The organism is Limnohabitans sp. 15K (genome assembly GCF_002778285.1).
Lineage (GTDB): Bacteria > Pseudomonadota > Gammaproteobacteria > Burkholderiales > Burkholderiaceae_C > Limnohabitans_A.
In genome coordinates this window covers 242,942-266,034 of sequence record NZ_NESM01000001.1, presented here as the reverse complement: position 1 = coordinate 266,034, position 23,093 = coordinate 242,942, and the positions used below count along the sequence as shown (strand labels likewise).

At 60.1% G+C, this 23,093-nt stretch carries 20 protein-coding genes and 1 tRNA gene; 9 read left to right on the top strand and 12 right to left on the bottom strand.

The features are described 5' to 3' along the window. The first annotated feature begins 31 nt into the window (after nucleotides 1-31). Nucleotides 32-2,350: an acyl-CoA dehydrogenase family protein gene (locus B9Z40_RS17295; RefSeq protein WP_143473913.1), complete on the top strand. Its 2,319-nt coding sequence runs from the start codon at nucleotides 32-34 to the stop codon at nucleotides 2,348-2,350. A gap of 10 nt (nucleotides 2,351-2,360) precedes the next feature. Here B9Z40_RS17295 and B9Z40_RS01230 read toward each other — a convergent pair whose 3' ends face one another. Next, entirely contained in the window at nucleotides 2,361-2,921 is a 561-nt protein-coding gene (locus B9Z40_RS01230) for a PAS and helix-turn-helix domain-containing protein (RefSeq protein WP_100171511.1), read from the bottom strand. Nucleotides 2,922-3,022: 101 nt separating this feature from the next. Between B9Z40_RS01230 and B9Z40_RS01225 the strand changes: the two genes are divergently transcribed. Both B9Z40_RS01225 and B9Z40_RS01220 read left to right on the top strand, forming a co-directional pair. Continuing rightward, nucleotides 3,023-3,730 (top strand): CoA transferase subunit A, encoded by a 708-nt coding sequence (locus tag B9Z40_RS01225; protein WP_100171510.1) that lies wholly within the window; start codon nucleotides 3,023-3,025, stop codon nucleotides 3,728-3,730. Between the two features lies 1 nt (nucleotide 3,731). After that, on the top strand, nucleotides 3,732-4,373 hold the full coding sequence (locus tag B9Z40_RS01220) for a 3-oxoacid CoA-transferase subunit B (protein WP_100171509.1): 642 nt from the start codon (nucleotides 3,732-3,734) through the stop codon (nucleotides 4,371-4,373). Between the two features lie 69 nt (nucleotides 4,374-4,442). Here the strand turns inward: B9Z40_RS01220 and B9Z40_RS01215 are convergent, their stop codons facing one another. From B9Z40_RS01215 to B9Z40_RS01205, 3 genes are all read right to left on the bottom strand, one after another. Next, the gene (locus tag B9Z40_RS01215) at nucleotides 4,443-5,243 is read right to left on the bottom strand and encodes a plasmid replication/partition related protein (protein WP_100171508.1); all 801 of its coding nucleotides are present in this window, start codon (nucleotides 5,241-5,243) and stop codon (nucleotides 4,443-4,445) included. Between the two features lie 61 nt (nucleotides 5,244-5,304). Next, nucleotides 5,305-5,378 (bottom strand) — tRNA-Gly (locus tag B9Z40_RS01210). A 13-nt stretch (nucleotides 5,379-5,391) separates the two neighbouring features. After that, on the bottom strand, nucleotides 5,392-6,873 hold the full coding sequence (locus tag B9Z40_RS01205; RefSeq protein WP_100171507.1) for an NAD-dependent succinate-semialdehyde dehydrogenase: 1,482 nt from the start codon (nucleotides 6,871-6,873) through the stop codon (nucleotides 5,392-5,394). Nucleotides 6,874-7,040: 167 nt separating this feature from the next. Here B9Z40_RS01205 and alaS point away from each other — a divergent pair, with 167 nt between their 5' ends. After that, nucleotides 7,041-9,692 carry an alanine--tRNA ligase gene (gene alaS, locus B9Z40_RS01200; RefSeq protein ID WP_100171506.1) on the top strand — a complete coding sequence of 884 codons (2,652 nt, stop codon included), beginning with the start codon at nucleotides 7,041-7,043 and terminating at the stop codon, nucleotides 9,690-9,692. Between the two features lie 40 nt (nucleotides 9,693-9,732). Here alaS and B9Z40_RS01195 read toward each other — a convergent pair whose 3' ends face one another. From B9Z40_RS01195 to B9Z40_RS01165, 7 genes are all read right to left on the bottom strand, one after another. Next, nucleotides 9,733-10,641 (bottom strand): pseudouridine synthase, encoded by a 909-nt coding sequence (locus B9Z40_RS01195; RefSeq protein WP_100171505.1) that lies wholly within the window; start codon nucleotides 10,639-10,641, stop codon nucleotides 9,733-9,735. A gap of 1 nt (nucleotide 10,642) precedes the next feature. Continuing rightward, nucleotides 10,643-11,392, bottom strand: a complete 750-nt coding sequence (gene trmB, locus B9Z40_RS01190; protein WP_100172846.1) for a tRNA (guanosine(46)-N7)-methyltransferase TrmB — start codon at nucleotides 11,390-11,392, stop codon at nucleotides 10,643-10,645. Nucleotides 11,393-11,485: 93 nt separating this feature from the next. Further along, nucleotides 11,486-11,953 carry a PIN domain-containing protein gene (locus B9Z40_RS01185; RefSeq protein ID WP_100171504.1) on the bottom strand — a complete coding sequence of 156 codons (468 nt, stop codon included), beginning with the start codon at nucleotides 11,951-11,953 and terminating at the stop codon, nucleotides 11,486-11,488. Further along, nucleotides 11,940-12,167, bottom strand: coding sequence for a DUF6364 family protein (locus B9Z40_RS01180; protein WP_100171503.1), 228 nt, complete (start codon nucleotides 12,165-12,167; stop codon nucleotides 11,940-11,942). Before B9Z40_RS01180 ends, B9Z40_RS01185 begins: the two co-directional genes overlap by 14 nt. Nucleotides 12,168-12,214: 47 nt before the next feature. Next, nucleotides 12,215-13,153, bottom strand: coding sequence for a tRNA glutamyl-Q(34) synthetase GluQRS (gene gluQRS, locus B9Z40_RS01175; RefSeq protein WP_100171502.1), 939 nt, complete (start codon nucleotides 13,151-13,153; stop codon nucleotides 12,215-12,217). A gap of 6 nt (nucleotides 13,154-13,159) precedes the next feature. Continuing rightward, complete coding sequence (locus tag B9Z40_RS01170; RefSeq protein WP_100171501.1) at nucleotides 13,160-14,206, bottom strand: NAD(P)/FAD-dependent oxidoreductase; 1,047 nt, start codon at nucleotides 14,204-14,206, stop codon at nucleotides 13,160-13,162. A gap of 68 nt (nucleotides 14,207-14,274) precedes the next feature. Next, nucleotides 14,275-15,207, bottom strand: a complete 933-nt coding sequence (locus B9Z40_RS01165) for a LysR family transcriptional regulator (RefSeq protein ID WP_100171500.1) — start codon at nucleotides 15,205-15,207, stop codon at nucleotides 14,275-14,277. A gap of 106 nt (nucleotides 15,208-15,313) precedes the next feature. On the opposite strand from B9Z40_RS01165, the gene B9Z40_RS01160 reads away from it, so the two are divergent. The 5 genes from B9Z40_RS01160 to B9Z40_RS01140 all read left to right on the top strand — a co-directional run bounded on the left by B9Z40_RS01160 (nucleotide 15,314) and on the right by B9Z40_RS01140 (nucleotide 22,106). Beyond that, entirely contained in the window at nucleotides 15,314-16,027 is a 714-nt protein-coding gene (locus B9Z40_RS01160) for a pirin family protein (protein ID WP_100171499.1), read from the top strand. Nucleotides 16,028-16,083: 56 nt separating this feature from the next. Continuing rightward, complete coding sequence (locus B9Z40_RS01155; RefSeq protein ID WP_100171498.1) at nucleotides 16,084-16,617, top strand: flavodoxin family protein; 534 nt, start codon at nucleotides 16,084-16,086, stop codon at nucleotides 16,615-16,617. A 168-nt stretch (nucleotides 16,618-16,785) separates the two neighbouring features. Continuing rightward, entirely contained in the window at nucleotides 16,786-17,481 is a 696-nt protein-coding gene (locus tag B9Z40_RS01150) for a DUF599 domain-containing protein (RefSeq protein ID WP_100171497.1), read from the top strand. Nucleotides 17,482-17,527: 46 nt separating this feature from the next. Then, entirely contained in the window at nucleotides 17,528-21,055 is a 3,528-nt protein-coding gene (gene dnaE, locus B9Z40_RS01145; RefSeq protein ID WP_100171496.1) for a DNA polymerase III subunit alpha, read from the top strand. A 64-nt stretch (nucleotides 21,056-21,119) separates the two neighbouring features. After that, entirely contained in the window at nucleotides 21,120-22,106 is a 987-nt protein-coding gene (locus tag B9Z40_RS01140; RefSeq protein ID WP_100171495.1) for an NADPH:quinone reductase, read from the top strand. Nucleotides 22,107-22,123: 17 nt separating this feature from the next. Here the strand turns inward: B9Z40_RS01140 and tolA are convergent, their stop codons facing one another. Further along, nucleotides 22,124-23,092, bottom strand: a complete 969-nt coding sequence (tolA, locus tag B9Z40_RS01135) for a cell envelope integrity protein TolA (RefSeq protein ID WP_100171494.1) — start codon at nucleotides 23,090-23,092, stop codon at nucleotides 22,124-22,126. Between the last annotated feature and the right edge of the window lies 1 nt (nucleotide 23,093).

The window sequence follows — 23,093 nt, the reverse complement described above, 5'->3', positions numbered from 1 at the left end:
GATGGCGGCCGCCTCTGAGAGCGATGACCCCATGAACTTGAGCAAAGACGAACTGGCATTTCGCGACGAAGTGCGCGCCTTTTTGGCGGCAGAGTTGACCGACGAAATTCGCCTGGGCGGGCACCGCACCTCGGGCATTTTTTCGGACTACGCGGTCGGCATCCCTTGGCAGCGGATTCTGGCCAAGCGCAGCTGGGCTGCGCCGCACTGGCCGGTGGAGTGGGGTGGCTGCGGCTGGACGCCCAGGCAGCACGACATTTTTGCCAGCGAGATGTCGGCCGCCGACGCCCCCAAAATTTCGCCCCTGGGGCTGGTGATGGCCGCACCGGTGCTGGTGGCGTTTGGTACGCAGGCCCAAAAAGAGCGTTGGCTCGCGGACATCCGCAACGGCGTGAGTTACTGGTGCCAGGGTTACAGCGAGCCAGGGTCGGGTTCCGACTTGGCATCGCTGCAATGCCGTGCCCGCCGAGACGGCAACGAGTGGGTGATCAATGGCTCCAAAATTTGGACCACTCACGCCCACAATGCCACCCACATGTTTTGCCTGGTGCGCACCGACAGCAGCGGCAAGCCCCAGCAAGGCATCAGCTTTTTGATGTTCGAGCTGAACAACCCGGGCATCCAGATCCGGCCGATCATCAGCATCTCGGGCGACCACGAATTCAACCAGGTCTTTTTTGACGAGGCCCGTGTGCCCGCTGACGCCCTGATCGGCGAAGAAAACCAAGGCTGGACCATTGCCAAATTTTTACTGGAACACGAACGGGGCGGCTCGTCTGCGCCGTTCTTGCGGGGTCGTTTGGCCCGCTTGCGCGAGTCCTTGCAAGAAGCCTTTGCGCAAGACGCGCCCGGCTCCGAGCAAGAAGACATCGCCCTGAGCTTGGCCAACGCGCAGTGCCGCATCGACGCTTTGCACGCCTGGGAACAGCAGGTGCTGACCGCCCGCATTGGCGGCGGCACGCAACCTTGCTGGATGCCGGCTGCGCCCTCCATGGGCAAGGTGCTGGCGACCGAGCTCAAGCAACACCTGACCGAGCTGGGCCTGGACATTGCAGGCCCCTATGGCGCCAGCAGCCTGACGATCGAGGAGGCAACTGCCCACGCTTTGCCTGTGCCCGAAGAGTCGGTGTTCGCAACCCGTGCGTATTTGAACGACCGCGCCGCGTCGATTTATGGCGGCACCAACGAAGTCCAGCGCAACCTGATCGCCCGCCACATTCTGGGGGCCGAAGTGGTAGAGCCTGTGGTGCCTACCGACGAAACGCAGGCCATGCTCGTGGCCAGTCTGCAAGGCTGGCTGCAAGACAAATTGCCCTTCGAAAAACGCGCACAAATGATCGCCACGCCACAGGCGATAGGGCCGCTGTGGCAAGGTTTGGCGCACGAGCTGGGCCTGTTGGGTGCGGCATTGCCAGAACACCTGGGCGGCATGGGCGGTGGATTACCCGAGCAGCTGCTGATCTGCCAGGCCTTGGGTGCGGCTTTGGTGGCCGAGCCTTACAGCAGCACTGCCGTCTTAGGGGCGACCTTGTTGCAGGCGCTGGGCGACCCGGCAGCCGATGCTTTGCTTCAAGGCCTGGCCGAGGGCCAAGTGCGTTTGGCCGTAGCAGCCTTAGAGCCTGGCGGGCGCACGGACCTGAGCCGGGTGCAGACCCGTTTGCACAACGCGAACGGACAGATACACATCAGCGGGGGCAAAGCCCTGGTGCGTGGCGCACCCGGAGCCACGCATTGGCTGGTCAGCGCAAGAGACGACGCGGGCCAGCTGTGTATCTGCCTGCTCGATCCCGCAGCCAGCGGGGTTCAGCGGCGTGATGTTCGGCTGATTGACGGCGCTTGGGCGGCTGAGTTGGCCTTTGACCAAACGCCCGTGCAGGCTCTTATCGGTCAGGGCGACGCAATGGCAGCACTCACGCAAGCCTGGGACACAGCCACCTTGGCCGCAGGTGCTGAAGCTGTGGGCGTGATGCAGGCCTTGATGCGCGACACGCTCAACTACACCAGCCAGCGCAAGCAGTTCGGCCAACCCTTGGCGGCCTTTCAGGCTTTGCAACACCGCATGGCCGACATGTACATGGCCCTGGTGCAGGCCGCAGCGGCGGTGGGTGCTTGTGCCGATGTGCTGGGCGAGAGCCCCGAGCGCCGCGCCGAGCGGGTGTCATCGGCCCATGTGACCGTGTTGCGTGCGGCCCGTTTGGTGGGGCAGGGCGCTGTGCAGTTGCACGGCGGCATGGGCATGACCGACGAGCTGGCCGTAGGCCATGGCTTCAAACGGCTCACGGTGATCGAGCAGCAGTTTGGCGGGGTGGCGCAGCATCTGCGGCGGGTGGCGGGTTTGACACGAGCCTGAGCTTGAACGCTCACCCCCGCATCAGCTTCTGAATCAGGTCCGCCGCCCCCGAGGCTTGGTATTTGCGCATCAGTTTGACGCGGTAGATCTCCACCGTGCGGTGGCTGATGCCCAGAGCCTTGCCAATCTCTTTGCTGGTCAGGCCATCCATCAGGTGGGCGGCGACTTCGCGTTCGCGGGCGGTGAGTTCGGCCTTGACGGGTTTGCGCGCCGAGAGGTCTTCAAAGGTCCAGATGCCTGCCTCGTGCGGCGCGTCACGGTTGAGTGCACGGCCTGTCACATGGCACCAAAAGGTCTCTCCTTTGAAGCGGCCATCCACCCGTTTCATGACGCGGTCGTCAGCGTACACGCCCTTGGCATTCAGGATGGGACTGATGCGCTGGCCGGTGCGTTCGTATTCGTCGGCGCTGGGGTAGAGCAGCTGAAAGGTCTGACCAATGAGTTGTTCGCGGGGCACACCAAACATCTCGCACACGCGCTGGTTGCAGTCGACCATGGTGCGGTTGCGCGAGAGCACCATGCCGATGGGGGCCAGGTCAAAGGCGAGGCGGTAGTCGATGTCTGAGTTCATGAGCGGGATAGCCTGCAGCTAGGGGAAGCCCTCTACGAAAAACTACGTAGTTGAATACGTAGTATCGTAACGCTTTCATTCATCCTTCATGGGAGACCGGTGTGAACAAAATTTATCCCTCCGCAGCCGAGGCCTTGAAGGGCATCGTGGCTGACGGTCAATTGTTTGGCGTGGGCGGTTTTGGCCTGTGCGGCATCCCCGAAGCGCTGATTGCCGCCTTGCGCGACAGCGGCGTGCAGAACCTGACCGCGATTTCCAACAATGCAGGCGTGGACGACTTTGGTCTGGGCATCTTGCTGCAGACCCGCCAGATCAAGAAGATGATTTCTTCTTATGTGGGCGAAAACAAAGAGTTCGAGCGCCAGTACCTCGCGGGCGAGCTGGCCCTGGAATTCACCCCCCAAGGCACGCTGGCCGAGAAGCTGCGTGCGGGCGGCGCGGGCATCCCGGCGTTCTTCACCAAGACCGGTGTGGGCACTTTGGTGGCCGAAGGCAAAGAACTGCGCGAGTTTGACGGCGAGACCTACGTGATGGAGCGTGCCTTGGTGCCCGATGTCTCGCTGGTCAAAGCGCACCGCGCCGACAAGTCCGGCAACCTGCAGTTCCGTTACACCTCGCGCAACTTCAACCCCGCTGTGGCCATGGCGGGCAAGATTTGTGTGGTCGAGGTCGAAGAGATCGTCGAGACCGGTGAGATGCACCCCGACAGCGTGCACCTGCCCGGCATTTATGTGCACCGCATCGTGTTGAACGCAAAACCAGAAAAGCGCATCGAGAAGCGCACCATCACTGAAAAGGCGGGAGTCTGATATGAGCTGGAGTCAAGACCAAATGGCCGCCCGTGCGGCCCATGAACTGGAAGACGGTTTCTATGTGAACCTGGGCATCGGCATCCCCACGCTGGTGGCCAACTTTGTGCCCGCCGACAAGGAAGTCTGGCTGCAAAGCGAAAACGGCATGCTGGGCATTGGCCCGTTTCCGAACGAAGACGAAGTCGATGCCGACCTCATCAACGCAGGCAAACAGACGGTGACGACCATCAAGGGCTCGTCGATCTTTGGCAGTGAGCAGTCGTTTGCCATGATCCGTGGCGGCAAGATCAACCTGTCGATCTTGGGCGCCATGCAGGTGAGCGAAAAGGGCGATCTGGCTAACTGGATGATTCCCGGCAAGATGGTCAAGGGCATGGGCGGCGCGATGGATTTGGTCGCAGGCGTCAAGCGCGTGATCATCTTGATGGAACACGTCGCCAAGAAAAAAGACGGCACCGAAGACATGAAGATTTTGCCCACCTGCACCTTGCCTTTGACGGGTGTGGGCGTGGTGGATCGCATCATCACCGACCTGGCCGTGATGGACGTGACCGACGCAGGCCTGAAGGTGGTCGAGTTGGCTCCGGGCGTGACGCCTGAGGCGCTTCAAGCCAAGACGGGCGTGAAGCTGATTTTCTGATCGGCATTGGCCCTGAAAAAACCAAAGGCCCCGTGAGGGGCCTTTTTCATGGTGGCTTGAACGCCGTGCTCAGTGCCGCTGCGCTTCGAGCTGCGCCACGCGCTCGCGCAGGGCCTGGTTTTCCAAGGTCAGCGTGGTCACGCGCTCTTGCAGCTGACGCATTTCATCGCCCTGTGAGGCCTTGGTTTCTTGCGCATCTTCTCTGGCCGTTTTGCGGGTGACATCACGGACTTTTTTGGCCGCTTGTTTGAGCTCATCCTTGCCGCCCAAGGCCGCTTGTTTTTGCTCTTCAGCGGGCAGTGTGGCCACGGCAGCGGCGGCGTTGATGGAGATCGTGCCCGCCTTGACGGCGGCCACCAGCTCGGGCGCGGCTTGCTTTTGGATTTTTTCGATGTTCACCACCTGGCTGCTGCTCAGGCGCGCGGCCTTGGCAATGTCGGTGCGGCTTTTGAGGGCGTTGATCTCGCCACTGATGGTGCTGTCGTCGAGGTCCTTGTCAGCAGAATAGCCCTCGGCGTCGTGTGTGGCACTGACCGCTTGGGCGCGGCGCTCAGCCAGGATCTCGCGCTTGCGCAAGGCCAGCACGCCGCGCTGAAAGTCCGACACGCTGCGCCGCCCCAGGTGCTGGTCGATCATCCACAGGTGCACGTCTTCGATAGACTGAAAACGTGTGTTCTGTACGGTCTGAAAGGGCAGCCCATGCTTTTGGCAAATGCCGTAGCGGTTGTGGCCGTCAACCAACAAATCGCCCCACAGCACCAGAGCATCGCGGCAGCCTTCGGTCAGGATGCTGCGCTCCAAAGCCGCATGCTCATTGGGCGTCAAGGGGTCGATGTAGGCTTTGAGTTCTTCGTTGACGGTGATGTTCATGGGCAGGGAATCAAAATGCCGAAGGCCCCTTGCGGGGCCTTCTTTAAATCGGCATGAGAACTGGAGCGGGAGATGGGAATCGAACCCACGTTATTTGCTTGGGAAGCAAGAGTCCTACCATTAAACGACACCCGCGATGGCATGAATTTTACTTCAGGATGTCACCCATGCAGAGGAATTTGATCTCGACATAGTCTTCAATGCCGTGGCTCGAGCCTTCGCGGCCAAGGCCCGATTGTTTGACGCCACCAAAAGGCACATGTTCAGTGGCCAAAATGCCCACGTTGATGCCCACCATGCCGTACTCGAGCGCTTCGCTCACGCGGAAGATGCGGCCCACGTCGCGGCTGTAGAAGTAGCTGGCCAGGCCAAACTCGGTGTTGTTGGCCGCGTCAATCGCCTCTTGCTCGGTCTTGAACTTGAAGATCGGCGCGAATGGACCAAAGGTCTCTTCTTTGGCGCAGACCATGTCAGCCGTCGCATCGGCGATCACGGTGGGCTCGAAGAATTGGCCGTCCAGGCGCTTGCCGCCCACCAGCACACGACCGCCCTTGGCGATGGCGTCTTTCACATGGTGCTCAACTTTGTCCAGCGCAGCAGGCTCGATCAGCGGACCTTGGTTCACGCCGTCTGCAAAGCCATTGCCCACTTTGGCTGTGGCTTTGACCTTGGCGGCGAACTTGGTCGCAAACTCTTCGTAAACGGCTTCTTGCACATAGATGCGGTTGGAGCACACGCAGGTCTGGCCTGCGTTGCGGTACTTGCTGGCAAAAGCGCCTTCAACGGCACTGTCGATGTCGGCGTCTTCGAACACAATGAAGGGCGCGTTGCCGCCCAGCTCCAGTGACATTTTTTTCACGGTGGGGGCCGACTGTGCCATCAAGATTCGGCCCACTTCCGTGGAGCCGGTGAAGCTGATGTGGCGCACCACGTCGCTCGCACACAGCACTTTGCCCACTGCAATCGAGTTGTCGCTGTCGGCGGTGACCATGTTGAGCACGCCCGCTGGGATGCCTGCGCGGATGGCCAACTCGGCAGCGGCCAAGGCTGTGAGCGGTGTCAGCTCGGCGGGCTTGATGATGACCGGGCAGCCCGCAGCCAGTGCTGGGGCCACCTTGCGGGTGATCATGGCCAGTGGGAAGTTCCAGGGCGTGATGGCGGCGCACACGCCAATGGGTTGCTTGAGCACCAAGAGGCGGCGGTTGTTGTCGAACTGGGGCAGGGTCTCGCCGTTGATGCGCTTGGCTTCTTCGGCAAACCATTCGACAAAGCTGGCACCGTAGGCCACTTCGCCTTTGGCTTCGGGCAGGGGCTTGCCTTGCTCGGCGGTCATGATGCGCCCCAGATCGACTTGGTTGGCCATCAGCAGGTCGTACCACTTGCGCAGGACGATGCTGCGCTCTTTGGCGGTTTTGGCTTTCCAGGCTGGCCAAGCGGCGTTGGCGGCTGCAATGGCTTGTTCGGCTTCGACGGGTCCGAGGTTGGCCACATCCGCCAGATGCATGCCGGTTGCGGGGTCGGTCACGGCAAAACGGCTGCTGCCCGATACCCATTGGCCGTTGATCAGGGCGTCGGTCTTGAGCAGGCTGGGGTCGTTCAGCTGGGCGAGGGGTGAGGTTTTCATGTCCATGGTATCTCCGGTTTATTTAACTTGTTAAGTAAATTGTGCCATGGGTGCCAGCATAGCGCAGCTGCCCTCAGGCTAGTGTCGCAAAGACTACGGGGCAAAGGCGCAGGTTCGGGGACATTCGGGCGCAAACTTATAATCGCCGGCTGCACTTGAAAGCTGTAAAGACCATGAGCCAACCCGTTATTTCCGTCGCCGACATCCGCAAGACCTTTCTGGACTTTTTTGAGTCCAAAGGCCACACCGTGGTGGCCTCCAGCCCCTTGGTGCCGGGCAACGACCCCACCCTGATGTTCACCAACTCGGGCATGGTCCAGTTCAAAGACGTGTTTTTGGGCTCGGACAAGCGCTCTTATGTGCGCGCCGCGTCCGTGCAGGCCTGCCTGCGTGCCGGTGGCAAGCACAACGACCTGGAAAACGTGGGCTACACCGCGCGCCACCACACCTTCTTTGAAATGCTGGGCAACTGGTCCTTTGGCGACTACTTCAAACGCGAATCGCTGCAGTGGGCGTGGGAGTTGCTGACCGAAGTTTACAAACTTCCCGCAGACAAGCTCTACGCGACCGTCTACATGGAAGACGACGAAGCCCATGGCATTTGGGAAGGTATTTTTGTCAAAGCCGGTTGGACGCCCGAGCGCATCAAGGCAGAAAACCGCATCATCCGCATCGGCGACAACAAGGGTGGCCGTTACAAGTCCGACAACTTCTGGATGATGGCCGATACGGGCCCCTGCGGTCCTTGCTCTGAGATTTTTTACGACCATGGCGCGCACATTCCCGGCGGCCCACCCGGCAGCCCCGATGAAGACGGCGACCGTTTCATCGAAATCTGGAACAACGTGTTCATGCAGTTCAACATGGACGAAACCGGTGCCGTCACCCCGCTGCCCGCACCCTGCGTGGACACCGGCATGGGCCTGGAGCGCTTGGCCGCCATCTTGCAGCACGTTCACAGCAACTACGAGATCGATATTTTTGACGCGCTGATCAAGGCCGCATCGCGCGAAACCGGCTGCACCGATCTGAACAACAAGTCGCTGCGCGTGATCGCCGACCACATCCGTGCCACTTCCTTCTTGGTGAGTGACGGCGTGGTGCCAAGCAATGAAGGCCGCGGCTATGTGCAGCGCCGCATCATCCGCCGCGCGATTCGCCACGGTTATTTGCTGGGCCAGAAAAAACCGTTCTTTCACAAGCTGGTGCCCGATTTGGTGAAGCTCATGGGCGCGGCTTACCCCAACATGGCCGATCAGGCCGATCGCATTGCCGATGTTTTGCGCGTGGAAGAAGAGCGCTTCTTCGAGACACTGCAAAGCGGCATGCAGATTCTGGATTCGGCCCTGGATGGTGGTGTCAAAGTCCTGCCCGGCGAAGTGGCCTTCAAGCTGCACGACACCTACGGCTTCCCGCTCGATTTGTCGGCCGATGTGTGCCGTGAGCGTGGTTTGACTGTGGACGAAGCGGGTTTTGCCACCGCCATGGAAAAGCAAAAAGCCCAAGCCCGCGCCGCTGGCAAGTTCAAGATGGACAAGGCGCTGGATTATTCCGGCGCTGGCAATGACTTCGTCGGCTACGACGACCTCACGGCCAACGCCAAAGTGCTGGCCCTGTACGCCGACGGCAACGCGGTGACCGAGCTGAAAGCTGGCCAAGCTGGCGTGGTGGTTTTGGACACGACACCGTTCTACGCCGAGTCCGGCGGTCAGGTGGGCGACCAGGGCATGCTGCACAACGCGGGTGGCCAGTTCAATGTGTTGGACACACTCAAGATCAAGGCCGATGTGTTTGGCCACCATGGCGAAGTCAAAACCGGCAGCCTCAAAGTGGGCGATGCGGTGCAAGCCCATGTGGACATGGCGGTGCGTGCCGCCACCGTGCGCAACCACAGCGCCACCCACCTGATGCACAAGGCCCTGCGCGAAGTGCTGGGCAGCCATGTGCAGCAAAAAGGCAGCTTGGTCAACGCCGAGCGCACCCGGTTTGACTTTGCGCACAACGCCCCCGTGACCGATGCCGAGATCCGCCAGGTCGAAGCCCAAGTGAACGCCGAAATTTTGGCCAACGCTGTGGCGCAAGCCCGGGTGATGGACATCGAAAGTGCCCAGAAAACCGGCGCGATGATGTTGTTTGGCGAGAAGTACGGCGAGACTGTGCGCGTCCTCGACATTGGTTCCAGCCGCGAGCTGTGCGGCGGCACCCACGTCAAAGCCACGGGCGATATTGGTCTGTTCAAGATCGTCAGCGAAGGTGGCGTTGCCGCTGGCGTGCGCCGCATCGAGGCGGTGACGGGCCAAAACGCCTTGGCTTATCTGCAGTCCCTCGAAGACACCGTGACCCAAGCCGCAGGCACACTCAAGGCCCAACCGGCTGAGCTGAATAACCGCATTGCGCAAGTGCTTGACCAGGTCAAGGCGCTGGAAAAAGAACTGGCTGCCGCCAAAGGCAAGCTCGCTTCTGCCCAGGGCGACGAGCTCATGACGCAAGCCGTTGACATCAAGGGCATCAAGCTCTTGGTGGCCAAGCTGGAAGGCGCTGACGCCAAGACCCTGCGCGACACCATGGACAAGCTCAAGGACAAGATGAAAACTGCGGTGATCGTGCTCACCACGGTGGACGGCGACAAGGTGCAGATCGCCGCAGGCGTGACCGCCGACACCACAGGCAAGGTCAAGGCGGGCGAGTTGGCCAGCTTTGTGGCGGGCCAAGTGGGCGGCAAAGGCGGCGGCAAGCCCGACATGGCCATGGCCGGTGGCACCAATGCAGCGGCCTTGCCTGCAGCGCTGGCCAGCGTTCAAGCTTGGGTGACCGAGCGGGTGTGAGACCGACTTTCGTGTGACTGAAGATTAGGTCCGATTGTCTTTAGAACTGAAGTTGCAGCTGACTTTCAAACACACGGGCTTGGCCCGTGTGCGGGTCGGTGAATTTCACGGACTGGGCCAGCAGCTGCAAGGGTTGACTGAAGTCTTCCGGCGCGTCCGGACCCCGCAGCACCGTGGGGTAAAACAAATCCCCTTCAATGGGTAAACCCAAGGCGTTCATATGTACCCGTAGCTGGTGGCGTCTGCCGGTTACGGGTTCGAGTTGGTAAAGCGCACGTTCACCTTCGGTTTTTAAAACCCGGATCCGGGTTTCGCTGTTGGGCGTGCCTGGCACTTCCATCGTTCTGAAAAAAGGCTCGCCGGGGACCAATCGACTGGTGTAAAGAGACGGCAATTCAAAGCCCAGCGAGGCTGCCGCCACGGCGTGGTAGGTCTTGTGGATGTCTTTGTCTCTGAAGAGCGCATGGTATGCGTCACGGTCTTGCAGGCGTTTGCCCAGCAGCACCAGGCCAGCGGTTTCGCGGTCAATGCGGTGCAGCGGCACCAAATCGGCGCAGCCCGTCAGGCGCTTGAGCTGCACCAAAAGACTTTGCTGCACGTAGCGGCCCGACGGTGTGACGGGCATGAAATGCGGCTTGTCGGCCACCAGCAAGTGCTCGTCTTCAAACACGATGTGTGCTTGCGATGGCAACACCGGTTCATCGGCCAGATGCCGGTAGTAGTACAGGCGTTCCCCAGCGTGACAAGACGCATCGGGCAGGGCGGGGCTTCCGTTTTCGAGCAAGACCAAACCTTGCGCCAAGCGATCGGCCCATTCTTCCCGCGAAATGCCGGGCATGCGCTGTGCCAAAAAATCGAGCACATGGGTCGCGCCTTGGGGCACTGACACCACACTGGCGCTCACGCCATCGCGCATGGGCAACTGGTGTGTGTGCCCGGATTCATGCATGTCAGACGCGGCGGAAAACCAGATCCCACACGCCGTGGCCGAGTTTCAGGCCCCGGTTTTCAAACTTGGTCAGCGGCCGGTAATCGGGCTTGGCAGCAAAGCCGTCGGCCGCATCGCTGGTGTTCACCAGCAAGGGCTCGGCGCGCAGCACCCCCATCATTTGTTCGGAATAAGGCTGCCAGTCGGTGGCCAGGTGCAGGTAGCCACCAGGTTTGATGTGCTGGGCCAATCGCTCGATGAAGGGCGACTGGATCAGGCGGCGCTTGTGGTGACGGCTTTTGTGCCAAGGGTCCGGGAAAAAGATGTGAACGCCATCCAGGCTGTCTGTGCCCAGCATGTGGTCCATGACTTCGATGGCGTCGTGTCGCAGGATGCGGATGTTGCCAATCTGTTCTTCGCCGCAGCGCTTGAGCAATGCACCGACACCCGGCTCGTGCACTTCACAGCACAAGAAATTGTCATTGGGTCGCACCTGGGCGATCTTGGCCGTGGCATCGCCCATGCCAAAACCGATTTCCAAAATCAAGGGTGCGTTGCGCCCAAAGGCGGCCGCCACATCCAGGCGCTCTGGGCTGTAAGGGATCAAAAACTGGGGGCCGAACTGCTCATACGCCCGTACTTGGCCCGAGCCCATGCGCCCTGCGCGCAGCACATAGGTCTTGATGGTGCGCATGAAGGGCGCGTCAGGGACAGCCAGCTCGGTGGCGGATTCGGAGGCAGGCAGCTGGGGGGCGTTGTCGGGGGTCGTCATGGCGGGTGAGGGCGGATAAGCGAGAGGCGGTTTGCCTCGCAAGGCTGTCATTATCGCGGGTGATGTGAAGGGCGATGCTTGGAACGTGAAGGCTCAGTTGCCCTCAAACGGGTTGACCAACTGCACGCCAGCCAGAACTTCGCCGGAGCCCATGTCTTCGGTCAACAGCACCGCGCAACCAGAAATGTGGGCGCTGGCCAGAATCAGGGCGTCCCAGTAACTGAGGGCATGTTTTTGGTGCAGATCGAGTGCCATGTCGATGGTGTCTGGGGTCACACCCGCCACCTCCATTTGCCGGTAGCAGTTCAGTTGCTCCCGAAGATGGTTGTGCGAAAGGCCCAGTTTGCGAAGGCCGACTTGTATGTATTCGTTGAGCACCTGTGTGGACAAAACGCCCAGTCTCTTTAATCGCAGGTGCTGCAACAGGTCGATGGCGATGCGCTGTTTCTGAGGCTCATCGGTGCTGTCGGCATAAACCAGAATGTTGGTGTCGATGAAGCACCTGGCTTTGGGCAGGGCGAGCAGTTTTCCCCACGGCGGCGTGGGTTCAGCCGCGATCATGCAGGGCATCCCGGTCAAATTTCCAGCCGTTCAGTCGACCCCCACCGTTCAAGCAGCGTTGCTCCCACGCTTGCCATTCAACGGCTTGACGCTCCTGTCCTGCCAACTGTTCCAGGTAGTCGCGCACGGCCTGATTGAGGCTTTTGCCCATTTTGCGGGCCGCTTCGCGCGCTGATTCTGCGATTCGCTCGTCTACCGACAAGGTGATGTTCATGATTTGACCTCCCTCAAGACATTCAATTCACACGTATTATGTGTGAATTACGCTTTGGGCGCCATCTTGACCGAAACGGCTGACCCCAAAGTCTTGCCGTAAAGAGGCGTCCAATGGACCAAAGCCTGCTCGATCGGCGTTTGTTCGGGCATCGCAGGCAAACCCAGTGTTTGTGCCGCTGCGTTCAATGCTTGCAGGGGATGCTGCAAATCCAGCGCCATGGCCCCGTTTTGTTTGCTGAGTTTTTCGCCGTTGTCACCCAGCACCAAAGGTGTGTGCAGGTATTGGGGTGTGGGCAGGTCCAAGGCTCGTTGCAGCACGATTTGCCTGACCGTGTTGTCGGCCAGGTCTTCGCCGCGCACCACATGGGTGATGCTTTGCACGGCGTCGTCCACCACCACTGCCAATTGATAGGCCCACAGACCGTCGGCTCTGCGCAATACGAAGTCGCCAACCGCTTCGCTCACGTTCTGTTGTTGTGGCCCCAAGCGCCGGTCTGGCCAGTGGGTGAGGGCGGGAAGCCCCAGCGCCGTTTGCACGGCCTGCACATTCAGACGCCATGCCCGAGCGGGTTTGCCGTTCAGTCCGTTCCGGCAAGTGCCGGGGTAAACCGCAGCCTGGTGCCGCGCCAAAGACTGCGCCTGCGTTGTTTCGAAGGCCGTTTCAATGTCTTTGCGAGAACAGCCGCAGGGGTAGGCCCAACCTTTTCTAACCAGCATATCCAGGCCGGTTTGGTAAGCGTGTGATCGCTGGTTTTGCCAAAGGACCGGGCTGTCGGAGACCATGCCGCAAGTCCCCAACTGCTGCAAGATGGCATGGGCGGCACCTGGCATGCAGCGAGGTGTGTCCACATCTTCAATGCGCACGAGCCATTGGCCGCCGTGGGCGCGGGCATCCAGCCAGCTGGCCAGGGCCGCAACCAGCGAGCCCGCATGCAAAAGGCCGGTTGGCGAGGGCGCGAACCGGCCTGTGTAGGGCAATGCCATGGACGATCAGCGTTTCTTCAGCACCGCCAAGGCCAGTTCTAGGCCAGAGACAAAAGCATCTTCCACCCGGTGGCCCAGGCACCAGTCACCGCAAAGGCCAATCCCCTGGTCTTTGGACCATAAGAAGCTTTGGCCTAAGGGCTTGGCGGTTTTGGCGTACAGCCAGCGGTGCACCTCGGCGTGGTCAGGGGTCACGCGAATGCCGGTGATTTCGGCAAAAGCCTTGACCAATTTTCCTTTGACGCGTTCGGGCGTGTCGTTGACATGCTCGGCAGACCAGGGGGCGCTGGCCTGCACCGTCCAGCGCTCGATGCGCTCGCGCCCGGGCTTGGACGACTCGCGCGCCATCCATGCGATGCGGTGGTGCGTGCTGCGGGCCGCGTTCCATTGGGGGCCGATGGTGATCAGGCCAGGCTGCACGGCTTGGGGGTAAGCCAGCATGAGTGTCCAGCAAGGGTCAACCGTCACATGGGCCAACGGTTCAGCCAAATCACTTTGCCCCGAGGCTTTGAGCAATGCGCTGGCTTGCTCTGGTGGAATGGCCAAGATGACTTTGTCAAAACCCGCGTAAATGTGTTGACCACCATCTTCGGTTTCGGTTTGCAACTGCCAACCGCCTTTCTTCAGGGGGTCGACCATGATCTGCGTCACACGGGTTTGCAGCTGCACATTGCCGTCTTCAACCAAGGGTGCTGCCCATGCTTTGACCAAGGCATTCATGCCTGGGGCAGCGACCCAGTGGCGTTCGCCGCCAGGCAGACCCGCTTCGATGACCCGCCCATTGGGGTCGAGCACACGCACTGCGTTGGCGCTCCAGGGTTTGCAAACGCCGGGTGCAGTGCCAATGGCCAGCTCAAATCGCGGATCGCGCACGGTGAAGTACTGGGCTCCGTGGTCAAAGCTGCCGAAAGCGCTGGACCGGGTGGACATGCGTCCGCCGAGGCCACGGCTTTTTTCGAACAAAGTGACGTTGTGTCCGGCTTGGCGCAAAGTGCGTGCGCAAGTCACGCCGGCCATGCCGACACCAATGATGGCGATGTGTTGTGTGGTCATGCTGCCACTTTAGCCCAGAAATGCGCACGAATGTCGCTTGGGTGGGTTTGTCCCGATGCCGCTTGGTTTCAGGACTTCAAGCCCAGCAATGCCTCTCTGGTTGTTGCTTGGTTGAGCTGCGCCGTCCACCACAGCAGGGCGTGGCCCGCAGGGCTCAGGCGGCTGTCTCGCCAAGCCGCATGCACACTGTTCAGGCGCGTTTGTTCGGTGGTTTTGATGACCAACTGCCCCTTCGCAACAAAGGGCTGCGCCAAGCTAAGGGGCAAAAAACCAGCGCCCAGACCTCGCAGTTGCGCCTGCAATTTGCTGGGCATGTCGGGCACCGTGAAAACGTCTTGTCCGCCTTGCAGGCCCACGGTGAGACCGCTGCCGCGTTGGACCGAATCGGCCACAGCCACCACCCGGTGTTGCATCAGCAGGGCATTGCTCAAAGGTTCGGGCGCTTGGGCCAAAGGGTGTTGGGGGGCCACAGCAAAAACAAATGGCACATCGCCCAGCGCGACATGCTGGATGTCCGCGGCCATGTGTTGGCCCAGAGCAACCCCCACAGCCAAGTCGGCTTGCCCAGAGGTCAGTGCGGCCATGGTGCCCGACAAAGCCTCATGGCGAATGCGCAAGCGGGTGGGGCTGTTCAGCGCCAAAAAGGCTTCGCACAAATCCATCACCACGTCACGGGCCATGATGCTGTCCACCGCCACCGTGAGCACGGCCTCCCAGCCGGTGGCCACGCGTTTGACCCGGTTTGCTACGGCGTCGATGTCTTGCAGCAAGCGTCCCGCTTCGCGCAACAACTCTTGACCGGCTGCGGTGGGGCGGGCTTGGCGCGCACTGCGGTCAAACAGCAGCACATCCAGTGCGTCTTCGAGCTGTCGCACCCGGTAGGTCAAGGCACTGGGCACGAGACCCAACTGACGAGCGGCAGCCGCAAAACTGCCTTGCTCGGCAATGGATTGCAGCATGAACAGAGCGTCTGGGGTGAGCCAATCTTTAGGACTTTGCATGGTCTGCCTATTTTATTTCAAATAATTTGAATGGTGACGGCAAAACCATTGCACCGCAGCGGGGTGTTCTTTCCTTAAAGTTGAGCACTATTTAGAGGAGTTCCCTATGTTGACCCTGCGCAAATCGAACGAACGCGGCTACGCCGACCATGGCTGGCTCAAGTCGTTTCACAGCTTTTCTTTTGCCAACTACTTTGACCCGGCCCACATGGGCTTTGGCAACCTGCGTGTCATCAACGAAGACCGCATTGACCCCGGCACAGGCTTTGGTACACATGGCCACCGCGACATGGAAATCATCAGCTACGTGTTGTCGGGCAACTTGGCCCACCAAGACAGCATGGGCAACGTCAAAGGCATTCCGCCCGGCGACATACAGCGCATGAGCGCAGGCAGTGGCGTTCAACACAGCGAGTTCAACCACGCCAAAGGTGAGCAGACCCACTTTTTGCAAATTTGGATCGAGCCCAATGTGAAGGGCATCGCCCCTGGCTATGAGCAAAAAACCGTGCCTGAAAGCGCCAAACGCGGCCAACTCGCTTTGGTGGCTGTCCCTGCAGCAGACGCCCAAGCCGCCGAATACGCGGTGCAGATCCATGCCGATGCCCGCATGTTTGCAGGTCTTTTTAATGGCGCTGAGACTGCCCAACTGCCACTCAACTCAGCTCGCAAGGCTTATGTGTTTTTGGTGCGCGGCAGCCTGCAGGTCAACGGCCAAACTTTGCAGGCGGGTGATGCCGCCATGCTGCAAGCCGAATCGTCTTTGGCTTTGAGCCAAGGCCAAGACGCTGAAGTGCTGGTGTTCGATCTGGCGGCTTGACCCCTTTTTTCTTTCCCTTTTTCCCTCTCCCTTTTTTAAACCCAAGGAGTTTTCTCATGGCTAAAACAGTTGTTGTCTACCATTCCGGCTACGGCCATACCCAGCGCGTCGCCCAGTTTGTGGCCCAAGGCGCCAACGCACAAGTGATCGCCATCGACGCCGACGGCAACATCACCGACGCCGACTGGACCGCATTGGATGCCGCCGACGCCATCATCTTCGGCTCGCCCACCTACATGGGCATGGCCTCATGGCAGTTCAAGAAGTTTGCCGACGCCACTTCCAAGCGTTGGTTCACCAGCGCCTGGAAAGACAAAGTCGCAGGCGGCTTCACCATCTCGGCCAGCCCCAGCGGTGACAAGCTGTCCACTATCCAGTACTTCATCACCTTGTCTCAGCAGCAGGGCATGATTTGGGTGGGCCAGCCCGCCATGAACGACGGCACGATCAACCGCATCGGCTCCAACTCCGGCGTGATGGCCCAAGTGGGAACGACCAGCCCTGCAGAAGACATCCCCCAAGGTGACTTGGATACCGCCAAAGCTTATGGCGAGCGCATTGCGGCTATTGCGGCCAAATTGCGCGGCTGATTAGCCCATTGTGGGAGGCTGCCCCTGCGGCCGAATGTTTGTGGTCCATGACCGTTCATTCGCGAGCAGGGGCTCGCTCCCACAGGGTCAACCGATCTTGTGGGAGGCGGCCCTTGCGGCCAAAGGTGCGTCTGTCGGAGTGGTGTTCCTCTCGGTTAGCATGGCAGTATGAAAATCATCACCATGCTGCCGTGGGCCGATTGGCTGGCGCTGATCACTTTTTTTGCTTTGTGGGTCGGCTACGCCTGGCTCGCCAAAGTGCGCGGTCTGCGTGACCAAAGCCTGATCGCTAACACCAACCGTTACCGCCAACTGTGGATGATGCAAGCCACCCAGCGTGACCCGCGTGTGCTGGACGGTGTGATCACCCAGAATTTGTCGCAAACCCCGGCCTTTTTCTCGTCGACCAGCATCATCATCATTGGTGGACTGTTTGCGCTGTTGGGCACCACCGACAAAGCTGCAGAGTTGGTGCGTGAAATCCCGTTTGCCCAGCCCACGCCTTTGCCGATCTTTGAACTCAAGATCCTGGTGATGGTCGGCATTTTTGTGTACGCCTTTTTCCGCTTCTCTTGGTCCATGCGGCAGTACACCTTTGTGGCGCTGGTCATCGGGGCCATGCCTTCTCCTGAAGACTTTGATGCCAAACGGTATGACCGACAGCACTTTGCCGAGCGTGCGGGCAATTTGGTGAGCGCTGCTGCCGAGACCTTCAACGACGGTCTGCGGGCTTATTACTTTTCATTTGCCGCCATGGCCTGGTTTTTCTCGCCCATGGCGCTGGTGCTGGCCACGGCCTTGGTGGTCTTGATTTTGTACGGACGCGAATTCCGCTCTGAGGTTCTGCAGGTCTTGCGGGACTGAAAACGCACACCTTTTGCCGCAGGGTGACCTTCTACAATGGCAGGTTATGTTTGTTCACCTGCGCCTTCACTCCGAATTCTCTGTTGTTGACTCCACTTGTCGCATCGACGATGTGGTCAAGATCGCGGCCAAAGACGCCCAGCCTGCGCTGGCCATCACCGACCTGAACAACCTGTTCGGGACCGTCAAATTTTACAAAGAAGGCCGGGGCAAAGGCGTCAAGCCGATCATCGGTGCCGAGATCAACCTTGAAGGTTTGGGCGGCGATGCGGGCGCCATCAGCCGCGTGGTGCTGTTGGTTCAAAACCACCGGGGTTACCTGCATCTTTGCGAGTTGTTGGCCCGAGCTTGGACCCAAAACGTGCTCAAAGGCGTGGCCGTGGTCAAGCTGGCTTGGCTGCAAGAGTTGTCTGAAGGCCTGATTTTGTTGTCGGGTGCGCAAGCCGGGCCGGTGGGCCAAGCGCTTGTGCAAGGTGACACCGACAAAGCGGCCGATGTGGCGCTGCAGTTGGGCTCGATCTTTCCGCACCGTTTTTATTTGGAGCTGCAACGCGCAGGCCGCCCGGAAGACGAGCCACAAGTGGCGGGTGCTGTGGCGCTGGCCGCACGCTTGGGTTTGCCGGTGGTGGCCACGCACCCGGTGCAGTTTCACGGCCCTGACGATTACGAAGCCCACGAAGCGCGGGTGTGCATTTCGGAGGGCGAAATCCTGGCCAACCAGCGCCGTGTGCGCCGCTTCACACGCGAGCAGTATTTCAAGTCCGCTGCACAAATGTGCGCCCTGTTTGCCGATGTGCCCAGCGCCATCGCCAACACGCTCGAAATTGCCAAACGCTGCAACCTCACCTTGGTGTTGGGCAAACCTCAACTGCCAGACTTCCCGATTCCACCCGTGAACGGTCTGGTCATGTCGGTGGAAGACTATTTCCGCCACGTCTCCTTTGAGGGCCTCGAAGCCCGTTTGGTGCACCTGTACCCGGTCGAAGCCAAACGGAACGAAGAGCGTGCGCGTTATGTCGAGCGCTTGGAGTTTGAGCTGAACACCATCTTGAAGATGGGTTTTCCGGGTTACTTCTTGATTGTGGGTGACTTCATCCAGTGGGCCAAGGCCAATGGTTGCCCGGTCGGCCCGGGCCGGGGTTCGGGCGCAGGCTCTTTGGTGGCTTATGCGCTCAAGATCACCGACCTCGATCCGCTGCAATACAACTTGCTGTTCGAGCGGTTTTTGAACCCCGAGCGGGTGTCCATGCCCGACTTCGACATTGACTTTTGCCAGGGCAACCGCGACCGGGTGATCGACTATGTGAAGGATAAATACGGGCGCGAGGCCGTCAGCCAGATCGTGACCTTTGGCACCATGGCTGCGCGTGCGGCGATTCGTGACGTGGGCCGTGTGCTGGACATGAGCTACACCTTTTGTGACGGCATCAGCAAGCTCATCCCCAACAAGCCGGGCATGTCGGTCACGCTGCAGTACCCACCCGCCACGCCCAAGGAGGGCGACAAGAACAATTACGCGATTGCCATGGAGCCGATCTTGGCCGAGCGCATCGAGCGTGAAGAGGATGTGAAGACTTTGATCGAACTGGCGCAAAAGCTTGAAGGCATGACCCGCAACGTGGGCATGCACGCCGGGGGCGTGTTGATTGCACCAGGCAAGCTGACCGACTTTTGCCCGCTGTACCAGCAGCCCGGCAGCGAATCGGCGGTGAGCCAGTATGACAAAGACGACGTCGAGGCCGCAGGCTTGGTGAAGTTCGACTTCTTGGGTTTGGCCACACTGACCATTCTGGAAATCGCCCGCGAGTTCATCATCAAGCGTCACAAGGGCCAGGAAAACTTTGCTTTTGAAAACATTGCGCTGGACGACGCACAGACCTACAAATTGTTTTCAGACGGCAAGACCGAGGCCGTGTTCCAGTTTGAAAGCCGCGGTATGCAGGGCATGCTGCGCGACGCGCGCCCCAGCCGCTTGGAAGACCTGATCGCGCTGAACGCGCTCTACCGTCCGGGGCCCATGGACCTGATTCCCAGCTTTGTGGCGCGCAAGCACGGGCGCGAAGAGGTGGAGTACCCGCACCCTGCAGTGGCGCAGATGCTGTCTGAGACCTACGGCATCATGGTCTACCAAGAGCAGGTGATGCAGACGGCCCAGATTCTGGGTGGCTACTCGCTTGGTGGCGCCGACTTGCTGCGCCGCGCCATGGGCAAGAAGAAGGCCGAAGAAATGGCCGAGCACCGCGAGAAATTCCGCGCAGGCGCATTGGCCACGCACAACATTCCGCAGGACAAAGCCGACGAAGTCTTTGACCTGATGGAAAAATTTGCAGGCTACGGCTTCAACAAGTCGCACGCTGCCGCTTACTCGCTGCTGGCTTACCACACGGGCTGGCTCAAGGTGCATTACACCGCCGAGTTCTTCTGCGCCAACATGACGGTGGAGATGGACGACACCGACAAGCTCAAGGTCTTGCACGAAGACGCGCTCAAGTTTGGCATCCGCTTTGACCCGCCGGACGTGAACCGCGGCACGCACCGCTTTGAGCCGGTGACCGACAAGATCATCCGCTACGGTCTGGGTGCCATCAAAGGCACAGGTCAGCAGGCCATCGACGCCATCGTGGCGGCTCGTACCGAGGGTGGTCCTTTCAAGAGCTTGTTTGATTTTGCAGTGCGCGTGGACCGCACCAAAATCAACAAGCGTACGGTGGACGCGCTCATCAAGGCCGGAGCCTTTGACTCGCTGCACATGAACCGTGCCGCTTTGTCGGCCAGCATCGACCGGGCGTTTGAGTTCTCGAACGCCACCACGGCCAATGCCAACCAAGGCGGCTTGTTTGACATGCTGGGCGACGACTCGCACGGCTCGAGCACGCAAGAGCCTGACCTGGTCGAGGTCATGCCCTGGGGCATCAAGGAACGACTGTTGCTTGAAAAAACAGCCGTGGGCTTCTTCTTGTCCGGCCATTTGTTTGACGCGGTCGAGCGCGAAGTGCGCCAGTTTGCCCGCCGCAAGATCGACGAGCTGATCGACAGCCGAGAGTCCATGGTGCTGGCGGGCATCGTGACCGATTTGCGCATCATCAACGGCCAGCGCGGCAAAGTGGCTATCTTCAAGCTGGATGACAAAACCGGTGTGATGGAAGCCACCGCCGACGAGGCGCTGATCAACTCGGCCAAGCATTTGCTGAAAGACGACGAGCTGATCATCGTCACCGCCAAGATGCAGGCCGATCGCTTCTCGGGCGGTTTCCGACTGAAAATGGAGCAGATCATGGACTTGGGCGCTGCCCGTTGCCGTTATGGCAAATACCTGCGCGTGGCGGTGAATGGTCGTGCGCCCGACATTGCCCGCTTGGTGCGCGAGTTTCCTGCGCAACGCGAGCAGACCGAGCAAGGCGACTTGGTCCGCGGTTTGCCGGTTCGTTTGGTGCTGGAGCGCCGCAGCGAAGACCTAAGCGCCCGCGCCGAGCTGGCGCTGGGTGAGGCCGCCAAATTTTTCCCTACCGACGCGGCACTGGCCAGCTGGATGGCGCAAGCCGATCAGGGCCAGGCGCGGATTGTGTACGACTGAACTTCTCCTCACACCCCTTCAAAACTCATTCAACGCCCATTCAAAGGCCACTCAGGAGCACTCCATGAAAGCAGCTTGGTACAGCCACAACGGCGAAGCCTCGGACGTGATGCAGGTGGGCGAGCTGCCCACCCCCACACCCCAAGTGGGGGAGGTGCTGGTGCGTTTGATGACCTCGGGTGTGAACCCATCGGATGTCAAATCCCGCCGCGCTCGGCCGCTGACAGATCCACTGGTGGTGCCGCACAGCGATGGTGCGGGTGTCATCGAAGCGGTGGGAGCTGGCGTTTCGGCTGCCCGAGTGGGCCAGCGCGTGTGGATTTGGAATGGCCAGTGGCAACGCGCCATGGGCACCTGTGCCCAATACATCGCCTTGCCCGATGCACAAGCGGTGGCTATGCCCGATGGCACCGATTTTGCGGCTGGTGCCTGTATGGGTATTCCGGGCCTGACCGCTGTGCAGTCGGTCATTCTGGCGGAGCGCTTGACGGGTGATTTGCGTGGGCAAACCGTTTTGGTGAGCGGCGCCTCATCGGCTGTTGGCCATTACATCACCCAGATGGTGTGTTTGGCCGGTGGCCGAGTGATCGGCACGGTAGGTTCTGAAGCCAAAGCCGTGCACGCGAAATCTGCGGGTATGGAGGAAGCGATTTTTTACAAGACAGAATCTGTCCCCGAACGCGTTAAAGCACTCACGCAAGGGCGGGGTGCCGACGTCATCATTGACATGGATTTCTCGACCACCGCCCGCTGGGCTGCCGAAGGCGCTTTGGCCCCGCACGGCCAAGTGGTCTGCTATGGCTCGAATGCGCTGGAGGTCAACTTGCCGTTTCGCCCTTGGTTGTTCCAGTCGATGGGCGTGAAGTTCTTTCTGGTCTACGACCTGACCCCGGCCGACCGCCTGAGTGCTGTGGCCCGCTTGTCAGGCATGCTGTCGCAAAAGCAATTGCAGCACAGCATCGGTGCCCGTTTTGCCCTCGATCAGATCGCCTTGGCCCATCAAACCGTCGAGGCAGGGCAGACGATAGGCAATGTGGTGGTGGACTTGTAAGTCCGCGCACTCTGGTTTCAATCCAACGGCCTGAACCCCAACACGATCACCGGCGGCACACGCCCGTCGCTGTCTTTGGGGAAAACTTCCGTTTTGTCGATGGCGCGCAGCACGGCGTCGTCCCAGGCTTTGTTGCCGCTGGTTTGCACGATGCGGCGGCTGAGAATGGTGCCGTCCGGGCTGACTTTGACTTCCACTTCTGCGCGTGGGTTGCCCACCACGTCGCCGGGGTAGGTGATGTTGGGTTTGATGCGACCCACCAAGCGGCCCGCATAACTGGCCGAGGGACCTGATGATTTGAGTGCGGTGCCCGTTGCGTTTTCACCGCCCGAAGCGCCTGCCATGCCTTGCATGCGCTTGAGGTTTTCATTGCGCATCGCGTCAGCTCTGGCAGCATCGGCTTTCTCAGCGCTGGCTTTTTCTGCGGCTTTTTTCTTGTCGCGTTCTTTCTCTTCTTGCGCTTTTTTCTCTTTGGCCGATTTTTCTTTTTCTTTGGCTTTGTCTTCTTTCTCGCGCTCTTTTTCACGTTCCTTGCGCTTGAGTTCAGCCTTTTCCTTGTCCGCTTTTTCCTTGGCGGTTTTTTCTTTTTCGGCCTTCAACTTTTCAGCTTTCTCAGCCTCTTTTTTCTTTTCTTGCTGCTTTTTCTTTTCGAGCGCGATCTGAGCGTCACGGCGCTCAATTTGCGGGTCGGGTGCAGGCGGAGGCGGTGGGCTGGGTTTGACGATGTGCTTGGGCTCTGGTTGCGGCGTCGGTTCTGGTTCCGCCTCGGCTGGGGGCTCTTGCAGGCGCGGCGCTGCGGCTTGTGCTGTGGCCGACCACAGCTCGGCTTCTGCTTGAACGGTTTGGGGTTGGGTTTTCCAAGCAGTGGCCAGGCCCAACGCGAGGAAAAGCAGCCCGTGCACCAGGCCTGCGGCCAACCAAGATCTGCCCGCACCCGGCTGAGGGGGCGGTGCAAATTCGAGGTGCTGTGCTGGCTTGGTGTTCAAA

Coding starts and splice junctions, on each gene's coding strand:
- gluQRS (WP_100171502.1), bottom strand. CDS start 13,153: ATGGCATTGCCCTACACAGGCCGGTTCGCGCCCTCGCCAACCGGCCTT.
- alaS (WP_100171506.1), top strand. CDS start 7,041: ATGAGCCAACCCGTTATTTCCGTCGCCGACATCCGCAAGACCTTTCTG.
- dnaE (WP_100171496.1), top strand. CDS start 17,528: ATGTTTGTTCACCTGCGCCTTCACTCCGAATTCTCTGTTGTTGACTCC.
- B9Z40_RS01170 (WP_100171501.1), bottom strand. CDS start 14,206: ATGACCACACAACACATCGCCATCATTGGTGTCGGCATGGCCGGCGTG.
- B9Z40_RS01195 (WP_100171505.1), bottom strand. CDS start 10,641: ATGCATGAATCCGGGCACACACACCAGTTGCCCATGCGCGATGGCGTG.
- B9Z40_RS01140 (WP_100171495.1), top strand. CDS start 21,120: ATGAAAGCAGCTTGGTACAGCCACAACGGCGAAGCCTCGGACGTGATG.
- B9Z40_RS01160 (WP_100171499.1), top strand. CDS start 15,314: ATGTTGACCCTGCGCAAATCGAACGAACGCGGCTACGCCGACCATGGC.
- B9Z40_RS01150 (WP_100171497.1), top strand. CDS start 16,786: ATGAAAATCATCACCATGCTGCCGTGGGCCGATTGGCTGGCGCTGATC.
- B9Z40_RS01180 (WP_100171503.1), bottom strand. CDS start 12,167: ATGAACATCACCTTGTCGGTAGACGAGCGAATCGCAGAATCAGCGCGC.
- B9Z40_RS01155 (WP_100171498.1), top strand. CDS start 16,084: ATGGCTAAAACAGTTGTTGTCTACCATTCCGGCTACGGCCATACCCAG.
- B9Z40_RS17295 (WP_143473913.1), top strand. CDS start 32: ATGAACTTGAGCAAAGACGAACTGGCATTTCGCGACGAAGTGCGCGCC.
- B9Z40_RS01185 (WP_100171504.1), bottom strand. CDS start 11,953: ATGATCGCGGCTGAACCCACGCCGCCGTGGGGAAAACTGCTCGCCCTG.
- B9Z40_RS01215 (WP_100171508.1), bottom strand. CDS start 5,243: ATGAACATCACCGTCAACGAAGAACTCAAAGCCTACATCGACCCCTTG.
- trmB (WP_100172846.1), bottom strand. CDS start 11,392: ATGACGACCCCCGACAACGCCCCCCAGCTGCCTGCCTCCGAATCCGCC.
- B9Z40_RS01205 (WP_100171507.1), bottom strand. CDS start 6,873: ATGGACATGAAAACCTCACCCCTCGCCCAGCTGAACGACCCCAGCCTG.
- B9Z40_RS01165 (WP_100171500.1), bottom strand. CDS start 15,207: ATGCAAAGTCCTAAAGATTGGCTCACCCCAGACGCTCTGTTCATGCTG.
- B9Z40_RS01220 (WP_100171509.1), top strand. CDS start 3,732: ATGAGCTGGAGTCAAGACCAAATGGCCGCCCGTGCGGCCCATGAACTG.
- B9Z40_RS01230 (WP_100171511.1), bottom strand. CDS start 2,921: ATGAACTCAGACATCGACTACCGCCTCGCCTTTGACCTGGCCCCCATC.